We start from the raw sequence: 21075 nt of genomic DNA, 5'->3' as shown, positions 1-21075 counted from the left end.
CGCGGTTGGGTCTCGTGCCCGCAAATCCTGGAAGAGGAAGAAAACGATGAAGCGTTGTCTCATTGCGCTGCTGGCCGTCATGTTGCCCGCGGGGGCGCACGCGCAAACCGATGTGTGGCCCGATCCTATCGTCAAGGAAGGCGTCTTCGTGATCCCGTTGTGGCTCCCGACGTTCGCCGGGCAGGGCGATGTCGCCTCCCGTGCGCAGCGGCTCGAGCAGATCGTCCTTGCCGATCTGGAGTTCACCGGCCTGTTCAGGATCATGCGCGAGGAGCCGGCCACGGCCGGTGTGGCGGGTGTTGCCAACGCGGTGGTGGTGCGCGGAAAGGTGTTTCACGAGGGTGCCGACGTTTCCTTCGAGGGCATCGTGAACGATCTCGGTTCCGGCGACTTCATGGGGGGCAAGAAGTACAAGGTGGGCGACAAGGACGTGCGCCGCGTGGCGCACCACTTTGCCGACGAAGTCGTGCGCCTGGTGACGGGCGAGAACGGGGTGGCGTCGACGCAGATCGTGTACACGCGCAAGGTGGGTGACAAGTGGGAACTGGTGGTGTCCGACTATGACGGCTACAACCCGCGCGTGCTGGTGCGCCAGGCGATGCCGTTGCTGGCGCCGCGCTGGATGGACGCAAACCAGGCCATCGCCTACACCAGCTTCCGCAACGGCAAGCCGGACCTTTTCGTGCGCTACCTGGCCGAGGGGCAGTCGCACAATCTGGCCAACTACAGCGGCAGCAATACAGCGGTGGACTGGGTGCAGAATCCCGGCCTGCTGCTCGCGTCGCTCTCCAAGGACGGCAACGCCGAGATCTATCTGCTGCAGAAGAACGGCCACATCCAGGATCGTCTCACCCACAATCGCGCCATCGACACCAGTCCGAGCTGGGCTCCCAACGGCCGCGAAATCGTATTTTTGTCGGACCGCTCCGGCTCTCCGCAGCTCTACCTGATGGAACGCAGCGGCGGCAACGTGCGCCGGCTGACCTTCACCGGTGGCTACAACGCCTCGCCGGACTGGTCGCCGCGCGGCGACCTCATCGCATTTTCCACCCGCATGGGGGCCGAGTTTCAGATCGCCACCATTACCCCGGACGGTCGCGACGGGCGTCTGATTACCAAGGATGCCCGCAGCTACGAGGATCCGCGCTGGGCTCCAGACGGCCGTCACCTCGTCTGCACCGAGCGGGGCCGCGAGGAGACCGTTTCCGTTGTTGACATCGTCACGGGGGGTAAGAGAATATTGGCCCAGGGTTGCGACCCCGACTGGTCGAGCCCCTAAATACGGGAAAAATAAGAACGTTGCGATTTTGGATGCCCCGTTTTGTATGGTCACGCACGAGGACTGATCCGAGGAGGTCATGGGAATGATTGCCAAGCGTTTGATGTGGTTGCTCGCGGTGTCGAGCATGGTGTTCGTCGCGGGTTGCGGCGGCAAGAAGGCGATGGATGAGCCGGTCGATGCTGCGCCCGCGCCGGTCGTCGAGGAGCCGGTCGAGAAGCCGGTGGTACAGGAGCCGGTGAAGGAAGTTTCTCCGATGGCGTTGAGCGACGCGTTCTTCGCGTTCGACTCCTACAGCCTGAGCGCGGAAGCCAAGGGCACGCTCGAAGCCAACGCGCGCGAGATGAAGCGTGTGACGGACAAGATGATCACCATCGAGGGCCACTGCGACGAGCGCGGCACCAAGGCCTACAACCTGGCTCTGGGCGAGAAGCGCGCCAACGCCGCACGCGACTACCTGGTGGCAATGGGCGTCAACGCGTCGCGCATCACCACCGTGAGCTACGGCAAGGAGCGCCCGTTCGATCCTGGTCACGACGAAACGGCGTGGGCCAAGAATCGTCGTGCGCACTTCGTCGTAAAGTAACGCCGGATCGAACACCGAGTTGATCCGCCGTACGTTCAGAATCCTCGGAATCGCCGTCGCGGGGGCGGTGCTGTCGGGTTGCTACGGGGCCAAGCTGGTCAAGGGCCCGGTCAACTCCGACCACGCTGCGCGCGTGGCCGATACGCTGCGGACCGATCAGCAGCAGCTTCTGGAGCGGATCCAGCGCCTGGAGGATCAGATCGCCCGCGACAGCGAGGAGCGGACGTCCTTTCAGGCTCAGACCTCGGTGACGCTGTCGGAACTCGATGAGGCGGTGCGCGTTCTGGTGAGCCGCATCGAGGACAGCGAACAGTTGAGTGTCAACCGTGGGGGGCGTGGCCGCAGCAGCGGTTCACGCCCCTCGCCTGTTCCCCCCGCCGACTCCCTCGCGCAGGCGGCGGAGGAGATCTACCGCGGGGCGTACATGGACGTGACGCGCGGCAACTACGAACTCGCCGCGCAGGGCCTGCAGGACTACCTGGCCCGGTTCCCCGAGGGTCCGCGCGCGGTCGAATCCCACTATTACCTGGGCGAGTGCAACTACGCCACCGAGCGCTACCTGGAAGCGGCGGGCGAGTTCCAGCGCGTGGTTACCGACTACCCGAACGCGCGCCTGGTGCCGGCCGCGTACCTCAAGATGGGGCGCGCCTACCTGCAACTCGAAGAACGGGGCCTGGCCGAGAAGGCGTTCAACACGCTGATCGAAAAGCACCCCACAACCGAGGAAGCCAAGCAGGCCCGCAGCGCCCTCGCCGAACTGGGCAACTGACCCCGGGCCCGCCGTCGTGGGCGACGTACTCCTCTATACTGCCGGTCTTCTCGTTCTGCTCCTGCTGTCCGGTTTCTTTTCCGGCTCCGAGGCCGCCCTTTTTTCTCTCAGCCGCTCACATCTGCGCGCGCTGCGTGACGTCTCCGGCGCGGGCCGCCTGGTGTCACGGCTCCTGGAACGGCCGCGCCGGCTGCTCATTACCATTCTGCTCGGCAACCTGACCGTCAACATCTTCGCCACCAGCACCGCTACTGCCATCGCGCTGGAATCGTTTGGCGAGCGGGGCGCGGGCTACTCGTTCGTGGTGATGGCGGTGCTCATCATGCTGTTCGGGGAGATCATCCCCAAGGCGCTGGGCCTGCACAGTCCGGAGCGATTCGCACGCGGGGTGGTGTTTCCGCTTTCCGTCCTGCACACGCTCTTTCTGCCCGTACGGGTTCCGCTCACCCTTTTCACCGATCGCGTGATCGACGTGCTGCGCGGACGGCTGGGCGCCGCGAGCAGATCCTACTCCTGGGACGAACTGCTGACGGCGGTGCGCATCGGCCGCCGCGAGGGCGCGGTGGGCGCGTTCGAGTACGAGATCCTCTCGCACGTGCTGGAGTTCCGTCAGAAGGTCGTCAAGGAGATCATGACGCCCAGTATCCAGGTGACGTCGGCTCCGGTCAGCGCGGGGCGGGAAGAACTGGTGCAACTGTTCGCCAGCAGCGGAAGGTCGCGCATTCCGATCCGCGAGGAGTCTTCCGACGACGTCATCGGCATCCTGCATGTGAAGGACCTGGTGGACCCGGACGCGGCGAGGACGGAGGACGACCTGCGTGCGCGCCTGCACGAGGTCTTCTTCATCCAGGAAACGGCCTCCATCGTTGAGTTATACGGAGAACTGCAAACACGCAAGATACACGTGGCGATCGCGCTCGACGAATACGGTTCGTTTGCGGGCGTGGTGACCATCGAGGACATCCTGGAGCAACTGGTGGGCGAAATTCGCAACGCGCGCGAGCCGCGTTCGCAGCCATTCCAGCGCATCGACGACAAGCGCATCGTCGTCGACGGCACCATGGAGCTGGATGATTTCAACGAGGAATTCGATACCGCGCTGCGCGACGAAGAGCACGAGACAGTGGCCGGGTTCGTGCTGGGGTTGCTGGGGAGGATCCCGCGCGAAGGCGAGACCATCGTGGCGCAGGGGTTGCGCTTCCACGTCATCTCCGCGCAACCCAATCGCATTCGCAAGATCCGGGTGGAAAAGCTGTGAGCGACCGCCACCTCATCATCATCTCGGTGGTGGCATTCGTGCTCGGTATCTTCTATTCGGGCAGTGAGACGGCGTTCATCGCCGCCGACCGCCTGCGCCTGCGCCACCTGGCCGACGCCGGCGACCGTCGCGCGCGGCGCGTGCTGGCGTTGCTGGAGAACCCGCGCTACCTGCTGAGTTCGGTCCTGGTGGGCACCAACCTCGCCATCATCGGCTGCACCACCACTTTCACCGCACTGATGGCCCGCCACTACGGCACGTCGGGGGCAACGCTGGCCACGCTCATCTTGGTGCCGGTGACGTTGATCTTCAACGAGGTCATCCCCAAGGGGCTGTTCCTCTACTACTCAACGCGCGCGGCGCTGGGCAGCGTGGACATCCTGCGCGTGCTGACCGGCCTTCTGTACCCGCTGGTACGCACATTCACGTTCCTCTCCGACGTATTCACGCGCTTCCTGCCCATCAGCCCGTCGTCGCGCCTGCTCAATGTTTCCATGGAGGAACTGCTGTTCCACATCGGCGACAGCCGGGGCGCGGGGCTCATTGCGCCGGAGACCACTGAGTTGATCGACCGTGCCATCGAACTCAAGGATCTCTCCATCCGCGACGCCATGACACCGCTTGAGGTGGTGCTCATGCTGGATGGTGACGTGCCCTTCGACGACCAGCGTGGTGTCATCGCTCACGAGCGATTTTCGCGTTACCCCGTGTACCGCGGGCAGCGCAACAACGTGGTGGGTGTGATTTCGGTGCACGAATTCGTAACCGCCCACGACCGCGAGGCGCTGCGCAGGAACCTGCAGCCTCCGTATGCGGTGCCCGAGAACGCGCGGCTCTCCGACGTCCTCCTGCAGATGCGTGAGGGCGGCCGTCACATGGCGTTGATCCGGCGCCCCGACGGAACCTGCGTGGGCATGACCACGCTCGACGACATTCTCAAGCGCCTGGTGGGTGTCATCGTGGACGAGTTCGACTGAGCCATGACCACGCCCGTCGTGACCGCGCCCTTCGCCCTTGCCGGCCGGCGCCTGCTGCTCCTCGCCGACGGCCGCTTCTCGGCTGCGGACGGCAAGACGGCGGTGTGCGTGGCGATGGACCGCCCCGGGGACGTGGTGGCGGTGCTGGATGCGTCGCGCGCGGGCCGCAGCGTGCGCGACGTGCTCGGCGTGGATTGCGCTGCGCCGGTGGTGGCGACCATCGAGGAGGGGCTGCGCGCCCGCCCCGAGGTGGCGGTGGTGGGGGTTGCACCCACCGGCGGCGTGCTGGAGGCGGGGGATCGCGCGGTTGTCGCCGCCTGCCTGCGAGCGGGCGTCGACGTGGTGAGCGGTCTGCACGTGTTTCTGGAGGACGACGCCGAGCTGCGCGCGCTGGCTCTGGCCTCGGGGGCGCGCATCTGGGACGTGCGCCGCGTGCCGGAGGCGCGGTTGGTGTCCACCGGCGCCGGCTGCAACACGGGTGCGAGCGTGGTGCTCACCGTGGGCAGCGACTGCGGAGCCGGCAAGATGACGGTCGCCCTGGAGCTCGCGCGCGCCGCGAAGGGCAGGGGGTTGCGTGCGGCATGGGCGGCCACCGGACAGACGGGGATCATCCTGCGCGGGCGGGGTGTCCCGGTGGACCGCGTGGTTGCGGACTTCGTCGGCGGGGCCACCGAGGCGCTTGTCAACCTGGAGGGCGACGCGATGGACGTGGTGTTCGTGGAAGGGCAGGGCGCGCTCATGCACCCCGGCTACGGCGCGGTCATGCTGGGTCTCTTGTATGGATCGATGCCGGATGCGATGGTGCTGGTGCACGCGCCGGGGCGGACGCGCTACAAGCGCTTCACCATCCCGATTCCGCCGCTGGCCGAGATCATCGCCGGCTACGAGGCCATGATGCGGCCGTACAAGCGTTCCCGTGTGGTGGCGCTTGCCCTGAACACCGCCGCGCTCGGCGAGCCCGATGCCCACCGCGCCATCGAGGCCGCGCGGCAGGAGACCGGCCTGCCCGCCACCGACGCGGTGCGCTTCGGTGCCGGCTTTCTGCTCGACGCGCTGCGCGACACCGGGGCGATTCCAAGCGGGAGTGATGCATGAAACTGGAAGTGGAACCCATTCGGGTGGAGACCGCGCACCCCTTCAAGATTGCGCGGGAGACCAAGCAGGTGCGCGACATATTCGTGCTGACGCTGGAAGCCGACGGTGTGCGCGGCATGGGCGAGGCCGCACCACAGGGGTACTACGGCGAGGATGCCATGACCGTACGATCCGCGGTCAACGCCATCGGCCGCCTGCTCGATGCCGAGCCGTCCGAGGTGCGCCGGCGCCTCAACCAGCCCGGCGAGGAACTCCACCAGCGCCTGCAGGCGCACGCATCCGTGCGCGCGGCGCTGGACATGGCGCTGTGGGATCACGCCGGCCGCTGCGCGGACGCGCCGGTGTGGAGCCTGATTGGCGCCGATCCGCTGCGCGCGCCCCTCACGTCTTTCACTATCGGCATCGACCGGCCCGACGTCATCGATGCCAGGGTCGACGCGGCCGCCGCCTACCAGGTGCTCAAGGTGAAGGTGGGGCTTCCGGGCGACCTCGAGATCGTGGATCGCGTCATGACCCGCAGCGGGAAGGTGGTTCGCGTGGACGCCAACGAGGGTTGGGACGCGGAAACCGCCCTGGAAAAGACGCTGGATCTGTACCGGCGCGGCGTGGAGTTCTGCGAGCAGCCCATCGCGCGCGAGGACGTGGACGGGTTGCGCCAGCTGAAGCTGGTGAGTCCGCTGCCCGTCGTGCTCGACGAGAGCATCTCGGGACCGGACGACGTCGACCGCTGCCACGACCAGGGACACGGCATCAACATCAAGCTCATGAAGTGTGGCGGCATCACGCCCGCGCTGCAGATGATAGAGCGGGCGCGGGCGCACGGGCTGAAGGTCATGATCGGCTGCATGCTGGAGACGTCACTGGGCGTGACCGCGGCCGCGCACCTGAGTCCGCTGGCCGACTGGGCGGACCTCGACGGCAATCTGCTGCTGGCGGACGACCCGTTCGAGGGCGTGACGGTGGTGGCGGGCAGGCTGGTGTTGCCCCGCGAACCCGGCCTCGGCGTGCGCCGTCGCTGAGCGCTATTCCAGAATCACGATTGCCATGGCGTGCTCGTCGGTGTGGGTGATGGTGCAATGCACCACCGTGGCGCCAAGCGAGTCCATCAGTTCCCGGGCGCGGCCGTGCAGTTGCATCACCGGCTTGCCGCTGGGGATGCGTATCACCTCGATGTCGCGCCAGCGCACCCCGTATCCCCACCCGGTTCCCAGCGCCTTCATGCACGCCTCCTTGGCGGCGAAGCGCCCCGCGATGCGCGGCACGGGGTCCGCGTAGCGCAGCACGTACTCGCGTTCCGCCTCGGTCAGGATGCGGGCGGGAAAGCGATCCGGGTAGTTCTCCCGCACGCGCGCAACGCGGGCCAGCAGGATGGAGTCGATTCCGATTCCCTTGATCATGGTGCGTTCCCAGCGCCGCTGCCGCTTGCCTGCGGCCCGGCGCGGAAGCGGAAAGTATAGCCGACACAGGTCCGCGCTTGCCACGCGCGTGTTTGGGGTTTAGCGTGCGCTGCGAGGAATCATGACGGCATCCAGACGCAACCACACCCTCGGCATCATCAACGGGATGCTGGTCAACCTGGGCAACGCCTTCGTCGACCCGTTCACCGTGCTGCCGGTCTTCATCGCGACGCTGGGCGGCGGGGCAGTGGTGATCGGCTTCGTGAGCGCCGCCTTCACCGCGGGCTGGTTCTTTCCGCAGGTGTTCGTGGCCAGCATGGCGCAGGCGCGCCGCCGCGTACTGCCCATCTACGCGGCCTCATCGGTGTTCCGCTTCCTGGGTTTCGTGGGAGCCGGGGTGAGCGTCTACCTCATCGGGCCGGATCATCCGACTCTGCTCATGGCGAGCGTCATCACGGGACTGTCCATCAATGCGCTCGCGGCCGGGGTGGGGGGCGTGCCGTTTCTGGAGATCACATCCAAGACGGTTCCCATCCGGGAGCGCGGCTCGTTCTTTGCGGGCCGGCGCGTGCTGGGTGGTGCGCTGGGTGTGCTGGCGGGGCTTCTCATCGCCGCGGTGCTCGACGGTGACCCGGGCGCGATGTGGGCCAACAGTGCGGTCTACCGCTGGGTCACGGTGTGCGCCCGGTTCCTGCGCCTGAGCGATCACGCGTTCCCTTACGACTACGGAATCCTGATCATCATCGGCGGCGTCATCACGTCGTGCGGTGTGCTTGCCTACATGTTCGTGCGCGAGCCGCCCGCCGAGCACGTGACCCGCCCTCCCGCGCTGCGACACCAGATCGCCGACGGGGTGGCCATGCTGCGGCGCATGCCGCACTACCGTGCTTACCTGCTCATGCGCGTGTTCTACCAGCTCACCGCCATGGCGTTTCCGTTCTACGCCACCTACGCCTACGTGCGTCTCGGCTTCTCCGAAGCCAGTGTGGGGCTCTTCCTCTCCATATGGATCGGCGCGGGCATGCTGTCCAACGTGCTTTGGGGACCGCTGCTCGACCGGCGCGGCAACCGCATCGTGTTCCTGAGCACCGCGGTGGCCAGCCTGCTGCCGCCGCTGGTGATGCTGTGGCTCACCCGCGCAGCACCCGCGCCGGGATCGATCTCTGTCTTCCTGCTCGTCGCCTCGACCTTTCTCATCAACGGCTTCGTGCGCAGCGGTCGCTTCATCGCCAACCACACCTACCTGCTCGAGTCCGCACCCCCGGATCGCCGTCCCCTGTACGTGGGTTTCATGAACTCCCTCTCGTTTCCGTTCATGCTCAGCCCCATCCTGGGTGGCATCGTGGCGGAAACCCTGGGATTCACCACGCTGTTCGCCTTCGGGGGCGCCGCCGCGGTGGCCAACATCGTGATCAGCGCCCGCCTCGCCGAGCCGCGGTCCGCGCGTCGCGTCACGGCGGACGCGGCTGCCACGCCACTGTGACATCGCGGCGCAGACGGTAACCGCAAACATGACAGTGTGGCAGATGCCTGTGTCAGCCCTGTGCCCCACGCCGGGGACGGCGCGCCGGGCGAATCTCTAATATATTGTAAATATGAAAGATACACCGTTGCTCCGCGCTGGCACGGCGCGTGCAATTCCTCTCCCTCGTTGAACGCATCATCATTTGCGACATCGAACTCTCTGAACATGCAGACCAACGGAGGTCACTGAATATGAAACTCATGAAGTACGAAAGCCCCGCCACCCCCATCGATCGTCTCTTCGACCGGCTGAACTGGGGCTTCCCGCTCGAGCGCGTCTTTGGTGACGCGGAGAGTACCGAAGAGGGCTGGGCCTCGATCCGCCTGCCGCGGACCAACATCGCCGAGCTGGACGACGCGTTCGTCTTCAGCATGGAGATGCCGGGCCTGGACAAGCAGGACGTGTCGGTGAACATCGAGGGCGACACCCTGATCGTGCGCGGCGAGAAGTCGGAGCAGCACGAGGAGAAGGGGCTGATCCGCCGCGAGTATCGCTCCACGAAATTCGAGCGCAGCTTCAACGTGAACGGCATCAACCGTGACGCCGTCAAGGCGAAGATGGAGAACGGGATCCTCAGCGTGACGCTTCCCAAGGCGCCGGACAAGGTGGGCAAGAAGGTCGAGATCGCGTAGGCGATCCGCGAAGGTGACAGCGAGGGCCCGGGGGCGTCCCCCGGGCCTTTCTGTTTTCGTCCCGGTATGTTACTGTCGGCGCGCATGATACCCCTCGCAGCGCTTCCCATTCTGCTCATGGTGGCATCGTCGTTATCGCCGGCCACGTCCGGGGATCCCGAAACCGACACCTGGTATGTGGTCCGCATTGGCGGCGCGACGGTCGGCACGGCGTCGGAGAGCCTGGTGTCGGGCACGGGCGGCGTGGTGTTCAGCGCGCACCTCAGCGTTCGTTTCACCCGGCTGGGCACCCCGCTCTCCATGATGGTGCTCACCGAGGAGGTTTCGGACCCGTCCGGGCGTCTGCTGCGTTCGCGCATGGAGAGCTCTCTCTCCAACTCCAGCTCCACCGCGTCCCTGGATGGGGATTCGGTGCGCTACGAATCCCGCGTGGGGCGCACCCTGGACCGTCGCGCGTTCGCGTGGGAACCGGGTGCCGCCACCGAGGCCGGCGCGGCGCTGGCGCTGCGTGCCTGGGTCGGGGGAAGCGCGGCGGACACCACCATGACCATCTTCGACATCGGCGAGGGCGGGTTCCGGGTGCAGCGTTTCGTGCGCAACCCGGACGCGACCGCGGAGATGGCGAACACGGGCCGCGTGGTGGTGGACGAGTACGACGCGGGCGCGCAGTCGCCGTCGTCCACCATCTGGTTCGACGAGAGCGGCGATGCGGTGCGCACGGTGGTGCGCCAGCTGGGCGTCGAAATCGCCATCGAGAAGATCAACGCCGACGAACTCGACACCATCGAGATCGAACCGGACTTCGACATCATCCGGCAGTCGATGGTGGACTGCGCCGGCTTTCCCCGGCCGGTGAGCCGCGTGAAGGACGTCACGCTGCGGCTTGAGTTCTCGGGGCTGCCGCCCGTCGCAACCATGGCCGGTCCCAACCAGGAAGAAACCCTGCGCGAAGATCACGCCGTCGAACTGCGGCTGTCGCGCGGGACCACCGTGCGCATGACGGAAGACGAAGGGTCCCAGGCGCGCTTCCTGCAGCCGGATCGTTTCGTCCAGTCCAACAACCCGACGCTGCGCGCGGTGGCGGACAGCATCCGCACCGTGACCGGCGACCGGGACTGGAATCTCGCCCGCGACATCGCGGCCTGGGTCAACGGTCACATCGAACACAAGGGCATGGAGCACGGCTACGCGTCGGCGCTGGATGTGTACCGCACCCGCGCCGGCGACTGTACCGAGCACTCGCTGCTCACCGTGGCGCTGCTGCGCGCCAGCGGCATTCCCGCACGTCCGGTGGTGGGACTGGCGTACAGCGAGGGGGACGGCGCCTTCGTGGGGCACATGTGGGTGGAGGCGTACGTGGGGCAGTGGCGCACGCTGGACGCGCTCGACCTCGACCTCGATCCCATCCGCCTGCGTGTTCACGCGCCCGAGTCAAGCGAGTCGCTGGGCGAGCGCGACCTGCTGAGCGCCTACGGCGCCGTTGCCGGCGTTTCCGTGAGCGTCATCGACTATCACCTCAACTAGACGGGAGCCCGTTGTGCCGAGCCTCAAGAAGACCATGTTCCGCGAGTACGACATTCGCGGCCGCGTCAACGACGACGAGCTCAATGCGCGCTCGGCGGAGTGGATCGGCCGTGGCTTCGGAACCTTTCTCGCCCGCCGTGGCATCGACGACATGGTGGTCGGCTATGATTCGCGTTTTGGATCCGTGGATATAAAGGACGGCCTGGTCAAGGGGCTGCGCGCCACCGGGCGCAACGTGATCATGGTGGGAATGTGCCTCACCCCGATGATGTACTGGTCGCAGTACCGCTTCAAGGTGAAGGGGGGCGCGATGATCACCGGCAGTCACAACCCCAAGGGCTGGAATGGACTCAAGCTCGGGGCCGGATTCTCCTCGACGCTGGTTGCCGACGAGATCCAGGAGTTGTACGGCATCATCGAGGGGGAGGAGTTCGCCAGCGGACGCGGCGACTACAGCGAGGTGACCATTGCCGACGACTACGCCGCCGACCTTACCGGCCGGGTGGATATCGTGCGCCCCCTGAAGATCGTCATCGATACCGGCAACGGAACCGCGGGTGCCTTCGCCCCGCGCATATTCCGCGACGCGGGGCTCAACGTGATCGAACAGTTCACGGATCTCGATCCGGAGTTTCCCAATCACGAACCGGATCCGGCGCGCACCGACACCGTCGAGATCCTGGGCCGGCGCGTGCGCGAAGAAAAGGCCGACCTCGGCATGGCCTTCGACGGCGATGGCGATCGCTTCGGCGTGGTCGACGAGAAGGGCGATGTCATCTGGCCCGACCGTTACATGATCCTGCTGGCGCGGCAGGTGCTGGAACGGGCTCCGGGCGGCAAGATCGTCTTTGACGTCAAGTGCACCCAGGCTCTCGAAGACGACATCCGCGCGCACGGAGGCGTACCCATCATGTGGAAGACGGGGCACTCCCACATCAAGGCCAAGTTGCACGAGGAGAAGGCCGCGCTGGCCGGCGAGATGAGCGGCCATGTGTTCTTCGTGGAGAACTACTACGGCTTCGACGACGGCGTATACTCGGGACTTCGTTTCGTTGAATACGTGGCCGCGCGCAGCCAGCCGCTGTCCGTCATCATGGCGGGGACGCCGGCGTACGTGTCAACACCGGCCATCAACGTCAAGTGCGCCGACGAGGTCAAGTACGACGTGGTAAAGAGGCTCACGGCGGAGCTCAAGCAGGACTTCGATCGCGTGGTCGACATCAACGGGGCGCGGGTGGTGTTCGAGGATGGCTGGGGACTGGTGCGCGCCTCCTCCAACCTGCCGGAGCTGGTGCTGCGCTTCGAGGCGCGAACGCCGGAGCGCCTGCAGAAGATCAAACAGACCTTCCGCGGCTACCTGGATCGATACCCGGAAGTGGATCGACACTGGGAAAACGAATAGGAGATTCGATCATGTTCATGCTGATTGCGTTGATTGTGCTGGTTTCAGTGGTGGTGCCGGCCGGCGCTCAGGACCTCCCCGAGGGGTACGCGCCCCTGACGACGACGCAGCCCATCATCGACAAGACCCTGCACGTGCACCTCGCTCCGGATCTCTCTCCACTGACCGGAGCGGACCAGCTCGCGGTGGACTACCTCATCCAGGCCGGGGAGATCTTCCAGCAACTGCACGAGAACATGAAGCATCGCCAGGCGACCGGGGCGCGCACGTACCTGGTCGACACGGACCGCAACCTGGGTTCGCCCCCGGCCACACAGAACCTCCTGACGCTCTACTACATGTCCAATGGCCCGGTGGTGCGCGGGCTGGACAACGTGCGCCGGCCCGTGCTGCCGGTGGATCCCCCCGTTCCCGGTGGCGCGCTGTATCCATGGGACGTGACCCGCGAGGAACTGGACGCATTCATGAAGGATCACCCCGACGAGGTGGAGACAATCCTGCACCCGCGCACGGTGGTGCGTCGCTGCACCGTCGGCGCCGTGAACGCGGATCTCGCCGCCCTCAACCGTCACCGCGACATCGAGAAGGCGCACCCCGACCTCAAGCCCAGGCTGATCGAGTTGTCGCGCCATCCGGATCGGGTGGCGTTCTATGCCGTCCCCTACCCGGTTGCGTATGCCGACGAACTCGCAAGGGTGAGTGGCCTGCTGAAGAAGGCGGCCGACGCCGTCAAGGCCGAGGACCCGGACTTTGCCGGCTACCTGCGCGCGCGCGCCAACGACCTCATCATCAACGACTACGCCGCCGGCGACTCGGCCTGGGTAACGGGCAGCTTCAAGAACCTCAACGCGCAGATTGGTTCCTACGAAACGTACGATGACGCACTGTTCGGCGTGAAGACCTACTTCAGCCTCAATGTTCTGCTGCGCGATCACGAACGCAGCGACGCGCTGCGCTCGGCCACCGCGGCCCTGCAGACGCTGGAGGACTCGCTGCCCTACGACAAGGGCAAGCCGCACAAGCGCGTGCGCACCGACATTCCCGTCGGCGTGTACGAGGTGGTGGCTGACTTCGCGCAGTCACGGGGAACCAACACTGCCACCATTCTTCCCAACGAGGCGAGTTCGGCGCGCAAGTACGGCCGAACCATCCTCCTGCGACACAACATCATGACCAACCCGGACCTGTTCGAGAACCAGCGCCGCTCCTACGTTGCGGTCATGGACGCGAAGTTCGCGAATGACTTGATCGCCGAAGGCAACGCCAATCGGACACTGTGGCACGAGATCGGCCACTACCTGGGCGTGGACCGTACGCGGGACGACCGCGACCTCGACCTCGCGCTGGGCCAGGCGGCGGCGGTCTACGAGGAGATGAAGGCGGATCTGGTGTCGCTGTACGTGATTCCCACCCTGCTGGACATGAAGTTCTACACCGCCGACGCGGCGCGTTCCGTGTATGCCAGTGGCGTGCGCCGCGTGCTGCTCAAGAACAAGCCGGAGCGCGCGCAGGCCTATCAGACCATGGAGCTGATGCAGTTCAACTACTTCCTCGCCCAGGGCGCCTTCACGTTCGACGCCGCGGCGGGGAAGTTGTCGGTGGACTATGCGCGCATGCATGCCGCCGCGACCGCGATGCTGGGTGAGGTGCTGGAGATCCAGGCCGCCGGCGACGCGGCGGCGGCGGAGGCATACATCGCCAGGTGGACCACGTGGCGCGACGATCTGCACGAACGCATGGCCGCGGCCATGCGCGATGCCGAGCAGCACCGCTTTGCGTATGTGACCTATCAGTCGATCGAGAACGTGCGCAAATGAGTTGGGGCGCCGGCGTGCGCCGGGCGGCGAACCACCCCGAGCTGCAGATCGTGGCCGGGAGCGTCCTGATCTCCTTCTCGGCCGTGTTCGTCAAGCTGGTCCACGTGGGCCCCACCGCGACCGGCGTGTACCGCAACGTGTTCGGCGCGCTGACGCTGTTTGCGCTGATCGCACTGCGGCGCGACCGGGTGTTCAACGGGATGCGGCGCATGCGCTGGGCCCTCCTCGCCGGCCTGTTCTTCGCGGCGGACATATTCTGCTGGCACCGTTCCATCCTGCACGTGGGGCCGGGGCTGGCCACCATCCTGGGCAACTTTCAGGTGTTCGTAATGGCGGCGGTGGGCATTCTGGTGTTCCACGAGCGCGCCACGTTTCGTTTCCTGCTTGCGATTCCACTTGCCGTCACCGGTCTGTTTCTTCTGGTCGGGCTCAACTGGACCGGCCTCGATGAGTCCTACCGCATCGGTGTCGGGTACGGAGTTCTCACCGCCATCAGCTACGCGCTCTACCTGCTGTCGTTGCGCGCCGCGCGGCGCGAACCTGAACGGGTGTCCGCGGTGGCAAATCTGGCGGTGGTATCGTTGTTCACCGCCGTCCTGCTGGTGCCGGTGGCCGTGTTCACCGGAGAGAGCCTGCGCATCCCCGACACGCGGAACGCGGTTGTGCTGGTGGCCTATGGTGTCCTGTGCCAGGCGCTGGGGTGGATTCTCATCTCCCGCACCTTCCACCTGGTCGACGCGTCGCGCGCGGCACTGGTGCTGCTGCTGCAGCCGGCGCTGACGTTCATATGGGACATCGCGTTCTTCGGCCGTCCCACCACGCCGGTCGAGGCCGGCGGGGCGGCGCTGGCCATCGTGGCCATCTACCTGGGCGGCGTCCGGCCGGCCCGCGCCGTCGCACCGGAGCGGACCGCATGAACTGGAAGCTGCTGCTGCCGCTGGGCCTGTTCGGTCCGCTCATGGGCGCGCTCGTGGTGCTGGGGGTGCTCCCCGAGGGGAGCGACCGGTTCGTGTGGTTCGCCGTGGTGGCGCTGTGCGCGTTCCTGTGCGCGCGCCGCGAGCGCAAGCGGGCGCTGTTGCACGGGGCCGTGACCGGCTTCTGGAACGGCGCTTCGGCCACCATGGCGCAGGCGCTGTTCTTCGAGACCACCGTTCGCAACAACCCCATTCTGGTGGAGAGGTTCGCCGGTCAGCCGTCCGGGTTCGACCTGGAGTTCTTCATGTTCATGCTCGTGCCCTTCATCGGCGTTGCGGGCGGTGCCATGACCGGGTTGCTGGCCATGGTGCTGGCGCGCGTGCTGCCCGGCCGCGACGCGCCGGGGAACGGGGAAACCACCCCTTGACAATCGCGCGCGCTTGGCCAACGCTGTGAGCCGGGGCAACACCATGGAATCAAAAGCAATACAGGCATCGCGGCGCACCAAGATCGTGGCCACGCTGGGCCCGGCGAGCGACTCGCCCGAGATGATCGAAGCGCTCATTCGCGCGGGCATGAACGTGGCGCGCATCAACACGTCTCATGGCACACGGGACGATCACGCGCGCGTGGTGAAGAACGTGCGCGCGGTGGCGTCGCGACTGGGCGTGTACGTTCCCGTGCTGCTGGATCTCTCCGGTCCCAAGATGCGCATCGGTGCGATGGCGGCGGGATCCGCGATGCTGCGCGCCGGCGATTCGTTCACCCTGACCACGCGCGCGGTGCCCGGCGACTGGCACGAGGTGTCGATCAGCTATCCGGCGCTGGTGTCGGACGTCTCGCCGGGTGACCGCATCCTGATGGGTGACGGAGAGATCGAACTCAAGGTGATCGACAAGCAGGACGCCGATGTGCGGTGCGAGGTGGTCGTCGGAGGGGAGTTGAAGTCCAACAAGGGCGTGAACGCGCCCGGGGTGAGACTGCGCGAAACCGTACCCACCGAGAAGGACCTGGTTAGCGTCGAATTCGGAATCAAGGAAGACGTCGACTACTTCGCACTCTCCTTCGTGCGCTCGGTGGACGAGGTTGCGCGGCTGCGCTGGTTGCTGCGTGAGAAGGGTGCCGATATACCGATCATCGCCAAGATCGAGAAGAAGGAAGCGCTGGAAAACATCGACGGCATCCTGGACGCAGCCGACGCGGTCATGATTGCGCGCGGCGACCTGGGTCTGGAGATGCCCATCGAGCAGGTTCCACTCATCCAGAAGGATCTCATCCGCAAGGCGCTGGCCGCGAGCAAGCCGGTCATCACCGCCACCCAGATGCTGGAATCCATGATCCAGAATCCCCGTCCCACCCGTGCCGAGGCGGCGGACATCGCCAACGCCGTGTTCGATGGCACCGATGCGGTCATGCTCTCGGGCGAGACTGCATCCGGCAAGTACCCGGTGGAGGCCGTGCGCACCATGGCCGAGGTGGCGCGGGCCAGCGAGGCGCGCATCGACTATGCGGGGCAATTCGCCGCGGTGGCCCCCCGGCCGGGCCGGACCATCCCGGAAGCGGTGGCGCACGCCGCCTGCTTCACCGCCATCGAGATCGGCGCGAAGGTCATCCTGTGCTGCACGCGCTCCGGCCAGACCGCGCTGTACGTGTCCAACCACCGTTCGCCCACGCGCATCGCGGTGATCAGTCCGCACGAGCCGACGCTCAAGCGGACCATGCTGTACTGGAACACCGCGTCGGTAAGAATCGGCGCTTCCACGGATACCGACTCCATGATCGAAATCGCCAAGCGCGCGGTGGTCGAGGCCGGAGTCGCCTCGCGCGGGGATCGCGTGGTGGTGGTGGCGGGTGTCCCGGTGGACGTGCCCGGCACCACCAACATGATCAAGGCTGATGTTCTCTAGTTGGCCGCTCCCGGACGGGCTGGATATAGAATAGAAGGAGAAGACCAGAATGAAATCGCTGCTGATTGCCACCGTGGCCATCGTCATGCTCGCCAGCGTGGCCCACGCGGCCGCTTCCGACAAGGAGTTCGAGTCGACGGCCAACCAGTACATCGACAAGTTGCTGGAAATGAATCCCGAGTACGCAACCACCCTGGGTGATCATCGTTTCGACGGCCGCCTGACCGATCGTTCCGCCGCGGCGATAGCCGAACAGGCGCGGGTGGCGCAGAGTTACCTGGATCGGCTTGCCGCCATCGATGCGAAGTCGTTGAGCGAGGTAAACGCCATCGATTACGCGATTCTCAAGCTCAACCTGGAGCGGGCGGTGTTCGAAGCCAACGAACTGAAGGAGCACGAGTGGAACCCGCTCTTCTACAACATGGGCAACGCCATCTACGCGCTCATCGCGCGCGACTTTGCCCCGCTGGATGACCGCCTGCGCAGCGTCAAGAGCCGTCTGGAGGAGATTCCCGCGGTGGTGGCCGCGGCGCAGGCCAACCTGAAGACCCCGCCGCGGGTCCACACCGAGACCGCGATTCTGCAAAACCAGGGCAACATCGGCATGATCCGCGACGAGCTCTCCCAGTTCGTCGAGGGTTCGTCGGTCGCGGCAGAACTGGCGCCCGTGCGCGAGGCGGCGGCGAAGGCGCTGGAGGCGTACGGCGAGTGGCTGGAGAAGGATCTGCTCCCGCGCTCCAACGGCGACGTCCGCATCGGCGATGCGATGTGGCGCAAGAAGCTGCGCTTCTCGCTGGACTCCGATCTGTCCAAGGAGGAGATCTACGCGCGTGCCGCGGCGGATCTCAAGGCGACACAGAAGACCATGTACGAGACGGCGTTGCCCCTGTACAAGAAGTACTTTCCGGAGGACACCGACCCGGCCAGGCTTGGCGACGTGAAGCTGGTCAACAAGGCCGTACTCGACAAGCTGGCCGAGGACCGGCCCAACAACGACACCATCGTCCCCAAGGCGAAGCAGACGCTGGCGGACGCGATCGCCTTCACCCGCGAGCACAAGCTGGTCACCGTGCCCACCGAGCCGGTGAAGATCATCGTCATGCCGGAGTTCCAGCGCGGCGTGGCGGTGGCGTATTGCGAGTCGCCGGGCCCGATGGAACCGCAGGGGGAAACCTTCTACTCGATCTCTCCCACACCGCAGGACTGGACGCCGGAGCGCACCACGTCTTTTTTCAAGGAATACAACGATTACATGCTCAACGACCTGACCGTGCACGAGGCCGTCCCCGGCCACTACCTGCAGGGGGCGCATTCCAACAAGTTCAAGGCACCCACCATGGTGCGCGCCGTCTTCTACAGCGGTTCGTTCGTGGAGGGTTGGGCGGTGTATTCGGAGAAGGTGATGGCCGACGCGGGGTTCGGCGGGCCGGCGGTGAAGATGCAGCAGCTCAAGATGCGGCTGCGGGTCATCATCAACGCCATCATCGACCAGAAAATCCATACCGAGGGCATGACCGAGGATGAGGCCATGGCCCTGATGAAGAACGAGGGTTTCCAGGAGGACGGCGAGGCCGCGGGCAAGTGGCGGCGTGCGTGCCTCTCGTCGACGCAGCTCTCCACCTACTTCGTGGGCAGCGCCGAGGTGGAGGACATCCGCCGCGCCTACGAGGCGAAGAACAAGAGCGTGGATCTGCAGAAGATGCATGACAACATGCTCTCCTTCGGGTCGCCGTCGGCCAAGTATATCGCCCGCATGATGAAGCTCTAGACCCCCGTTGCGGGGCCGGTGCGCGTCCGCCGCCGGCCCCGCGCGTGGACTTATTCCCCCGCCCGCGTTATAATCGTGCCATGGACACCCGGGTAGGCCCGGCCCGGCGGGCGGCGATACAACTCCTTTCGTTACAGCGAGATGGCTGGTTCGACCACGGCTCGCGCCGCGCGTTGGCGGCGGCCGTGGGGCTGTGCGTGCTGCTTTCGGCGGCCGCCGTCCAGGCCCAGTTCGGGGGATTCACGGCGGTCCCGCCGCAGACCTCGGGACTCGACTTTCAGATCAACGGCCTCGGCAACGAGGACTGGGGCTACGGCGCCGCGTTCTTCGATCTTGACGGCGACGGCGACCTCGACCTGTTCGTCGCGAACGAGGGTGGTGTGGGGGACTGGCTGTTCCGGCAGAATGCCGACCGCACCTTCACCGACATCGGACAGGCCGCCGGATGCGCCGATACCGGGAACAACCGCGCGGTGAAGTTCGCCGATTACGACAACGACGGTGACGAAGACGTCTTCGTGGCAGCGCACCGGGGTCCCAACCGGCTCTTCCGTAACAACGGCGACGGCACCTTCACCGACGTGGCGGATCCAGTCATGGCTTCCGGCAACCTCACCTTCGGCGCCGCGTGGGGCGACTACAACCGCGACGGCTACCTGGACCTGTACGTGGTCAATCGAATCGAGGAAAACCAGTTCTTCGTGAACGACGGCGACGGCACCTTCACCGAGCGCGCCGCCGAACTCGGCCTCGCGGACCGCAAGGCCGGACTGGAGGCGGTGTGGATCGACTACGACAACGACGGTGACGTAGATCTCTACCTCTCCAACGACAAGCACGGTGGCAACCGGCTGTGGCGCAACAACGACGACGGCACCTTCACCGACGTGTCGGTGGAATCAGGCAGCAACATCAGCATCGATTCCATGGGAATCGGTGTGGGTGACTTCGACGGCAATGGTTTCGTCGATCTGTACCTCACCAATACCACCGGGCTGACCAGCATCAAGAACGTCCTGCTGCGCGCAAGGGGCGACGGCACCTTCGAGAATGTCGCCACCGCACTGGGCGTGCAGGTGGCGCAGTACGGCTGGGGAAATTCCTTCCTCGACTACGACAATGACATGGACCTGGACCTCTACGTGGTGAACTGGGACTTCGTGCCCGGGGCTTCGTCGGCCAAGAACCAGCTGTTTCGCAACAACGGTGACGGTTCCTTCACCAATGTCACCGATGCCGCTGGCGTGGGCGACACCGGTCCCGGTTACGGTCTCGCGCTGGGGGACTACAACAACGACGGTTTCGTCGACATGTTCGTCAGCAACAACCGCGCGCAGTCGGTGCTGTACCGCGCGGTTCCCACCAATGCCAGCTGGCTGAAGGTCAAGACGCAGGGCACGCAGAGCAACCGTGACGGCATCGGCGCGCGCGTGACGGTGGTGGCGGGCGGAGTGACGCAGTTCCGCGACGTGAGTGGGGGGGAGAGCTACCTGTGCCAGCCCAGCCTGGAAGTGGAGTTTGGCCTGGGAGGTTTCACGACCGCCACGCGTGTCGATGTGCGCTGGCCGTCGGGCGTGCTGGACCGCTACGAGAACGTCGCCGGCAGGCAGACGCTGCTGGTGGTCGAGGGTGAGACCAACGCGCTGATCGTCAGCCTGATCGAGGCCACGGTGGAGGATGACGGTGTGCGTGTGCGTTGGGATGCGTCGCGCGAGGCGGGCGTGCTCGGCTTCCGCGTATACCGGCGCACGGGCGGTGGCGCGGAGAAGCTGGTGAGCGGCGAGTCGCTGTTGCCGGTGACCACGCGCGAATTCGTGGATGCCGGCGTACCCAGGGGAAACGCCTACCAGTACGTGGTGGCGGGTGTGGAGGATTCCGGGGAGGCACGTTCCGAGCCCGTGGAGGTCGTTGTCCCCGTGGCGCAGTACACGCTGATGCAGAACGCGCCCAATCCGTTCAACCCGCGCACCGAGATCTGGTTCGACCTGCCCGGCGCGACCTCGGCCCGGCTGGCCATCTACGACGCCGCCGGGGCGCTGGTGCGGGTGCTGGTCAACGGCGACCTGCCCGCCGGACGCCATCGGGCGGTGTGGACGGGCCGAGACGACCAGGGGCAGGACTCGGCGTCCGGCATCTACTTCTACCGCCTCGAAAGCGCGTATGGCGTGCAGACGCGCAAAATGGTCCTGCTCAAATAGCACCTGGACAGGTGTAATTCCTTTTT

General features: G+C 65.9%; 18 protein-coding genes. 17 read left to right on the top strand and 1 reads right to left on the bottom strand.

All coding sequences use genetic code 11. The features are described 5' to 3' along the window. Positions 1-46: 46 nt before the first annotated feature. The 7 genes from OEX18_02005 (at position 47) to OEX18_01975 (ending at position 6983) form a co-directional block, all read left to right on the top strand. Positions 47-1279, top strand: a complete 1233-nt coding sequence (locus OEX18_02005; GenBank protein ID MDH4336034.1) for a hypothetical protein — start codon at positions 47-49, stop codon at positions 1277-1279. 85 nt (positions 1280-1364) lie between these two features. Then, positions 1365-1865, top strand: coding sequence for a peptidoglycan-associated lipoprotein Pal (gene pal / locus OEX18_02000; GenBank protein MDH4336033.1), 501 nt, complete (start codon positions 1365-1367; stop codon positions 1863-1865). A 19-nt stretch (positions 1866-1884) separates the two neighbouring features. After that, positions 1885-2634, top strand: a complete 750-nt coding sequence (locus OEX18_01995; GenBank protein MDH4336032.1) for a tetratricopeptide repeat protein — start codon at positions 1885-1887, stop codon at positions 2632-2634. A gap of 16 nt (positions 2635-2650) precedes the next feature. Continuing rightward, positions 2651-3892, top strand: a complete 1242-nt coding sequence (locus tag OEX18_01990) for a hemolysin family protein (GenBank protein ID MDH4336031.1) — start codon at positions 2651-2653, stop codon at positions 3890-3892. Then, positions 3889-4869, top strand: coding sequence for a hemolysin family protein (locus OEX18_01985; protein ID MDH4336030.1), 981 nt, complete (start codon positions 3889-3891; stop codon positions 4867-4869). The genes OEX18_01990 and OEX18_01985 overlap by 4 nt, the downstream gene beginning before the upstream one ends. A gap of 3 nt (positions 4870-4872) precedes the next feature. After that, positions 4873-5964, top strand: coding sequence for a DUF1611 domain-containing protein (locus tag OEX18_01980; GenBank protein MDH4336029.1), 1092 nt, complete (start codon positions 4873-4875; stop codon positions 5962-5964). Continuing rightward, positions 5961-6983, top strand: a complete 1023-nt coding sequence (locus OEX18_01975; protein ID MDH4336028.1) for a dipeptide epimerase — start codon at positions 5961-5963, stop codon at positions 6981-6983. The genes OEX18_01980 and OEX18_01975 overlap by 4 nt, the downstream gene beginning before the upstream one ends. A gap of 3 nt (positions 6984-6986) precedes the next feature. Here OEX18_01975 and acpS read toward each other — a convergent pair whose 3' ends face one another. Next, a complete protein-coding gene (gene acpS, locus OEX18_01970) occupies positions 6987-7361 on the bottom strand; it encodes a holo-ACP synthase (protein MDH4336027.1) in 375 nt (124 codons plus the stop codon). A gap of 121 nt (positions 7362-7482) precedes the next feature. Between acpS and OEX18_01965 the strand changes: the two genes are divergently transcribed. The 10 genes from OEX18_01965 (at position 7483) to OEX18_01920 (ending at position 21049) form a co-directional block, all read left to right on the top strand. After that, entirely contained in the window at positions 7483-8844 is a 1362-nt protein-coding gene (locus OEX18_01965; GenBank protein MDH4336026.1) for an MFS transporter, read from the top strand. Positions 8845-9077: 233 nt separating this feature from the next. Then, a complete protein-coding gene (locus OEX18_01960; protein ID MDH4336025.1) occupies positions 9078-9518 on the top strand; it encodes an Hsp20/alpha crystallin family protein in 441 nt (146 codons plus the stop codon). An 84-nt stretch (positions 9519-9602) separates the two neighbouring features. Then, positions 9603-11042 carry a transglutaminase-like domain-containing protein gene (locus tag OEX18_01955; GenBank protein MDH4336024.1) on the top strand — a complete coding sequence of 480 codons (1440 nt, stop codon included), beginning with the start codon at positions 9603-9605 and terminating at the stop codon, positions 11040-11042. 13 nt (positions 11043-11055) lie between these two features. Further along, positions 11056-12444 (top strand): phosphomannomutase/phosphoglucomutase, encoded by a 1389-nt coding sequence (locus tag OEX18_01950; protein MDH4336023.1) that lies wholly within the window; start codon positions 11056-11058, stop codon positions 12442-12444. 11 nt (positions 12445-12455) lie between these two features. Further along, complete coding sequence (locus tag OEX18_01945) at positions 12456-14261, top strand: NUDIX hydrolase (GenBank protein ID MDH4336022.1); 1806 nt, start codon at positions 12456-12458, stop codon at positions 14259-14261. Continuing rightward, on the top strand, positions 14258-15178 hold the full coding sequence (locus tag OEX18_01940) for a DMT family transporter (protein ID MDH4336021.1): 921 nt from the start codon (positions 14258-14260) through the stop codon (positions 15176-15178). The genes OEX18_01945 and OEX18_01940 overlap by 4 nt, the downstream gene beginning before the upstream one ends. Then, a complete protein-coding gene (locus tag OEX18_01935) occupies positions 15175-15603 on the top strand; it encodes a hypothetical protein (protein ID MDH4336020.1) in 429 nt (142 codons plus the stop codon). The genes OEX18_01940 and OEX18_01935 overlap by 4 nt, the downstream gene beginning before the upstream one ends. 43 nt (positions 15604-15646) lie before the next feature. Further along, positions 15647-17083, top strand: a complete 1437-nt coding sequence (pyk, locus tag OEX18_01930; GenBank protein ID MDH4336019.1) for a pyruvate kinase — start codon at positions 15647-15649, stop codon at positions 17081-17083. Positions 17084-17132: 49 nt separating this feature from the next. Then, entirely contained in the window at positions 17133-18851 is a 1719-nt protein-coding gene (locus OEX18_01925) for a DUF885 domain-containing protein (protein MDH4336018.1), read from the top strand. A gap of 80 nt (positions 18852-18931) precedes the next feature. After that, positions 18932-21049: an FG-GAP-like repeat-containing protein gene (locus tag OEX18_01920; protein MDH4336017.1), complete on the top strand. Its 2118-nt coding sequence runs from the start codon at positions 18932-18934 to the stop codon at positions 21047-21049. Positions 21050-21075 lie beyond the last annotated feature (26 nt).

It is taken from the genome of Candidatus Krumholzibacteriia bacterium, assembly GCA_029865265.1.
In the GTDB taxonomy this organism is placed as follows: domain Bacteria; phylum Krumholzibacteriota; class Krumholzibacteriia; order WVZY01; family JAKEHA01; genus JAKEHA01.
Note: the sequence above shows the minus strand (reverse complement) of the source record. Positions and strands in the feature narration are given on the sequence as shown.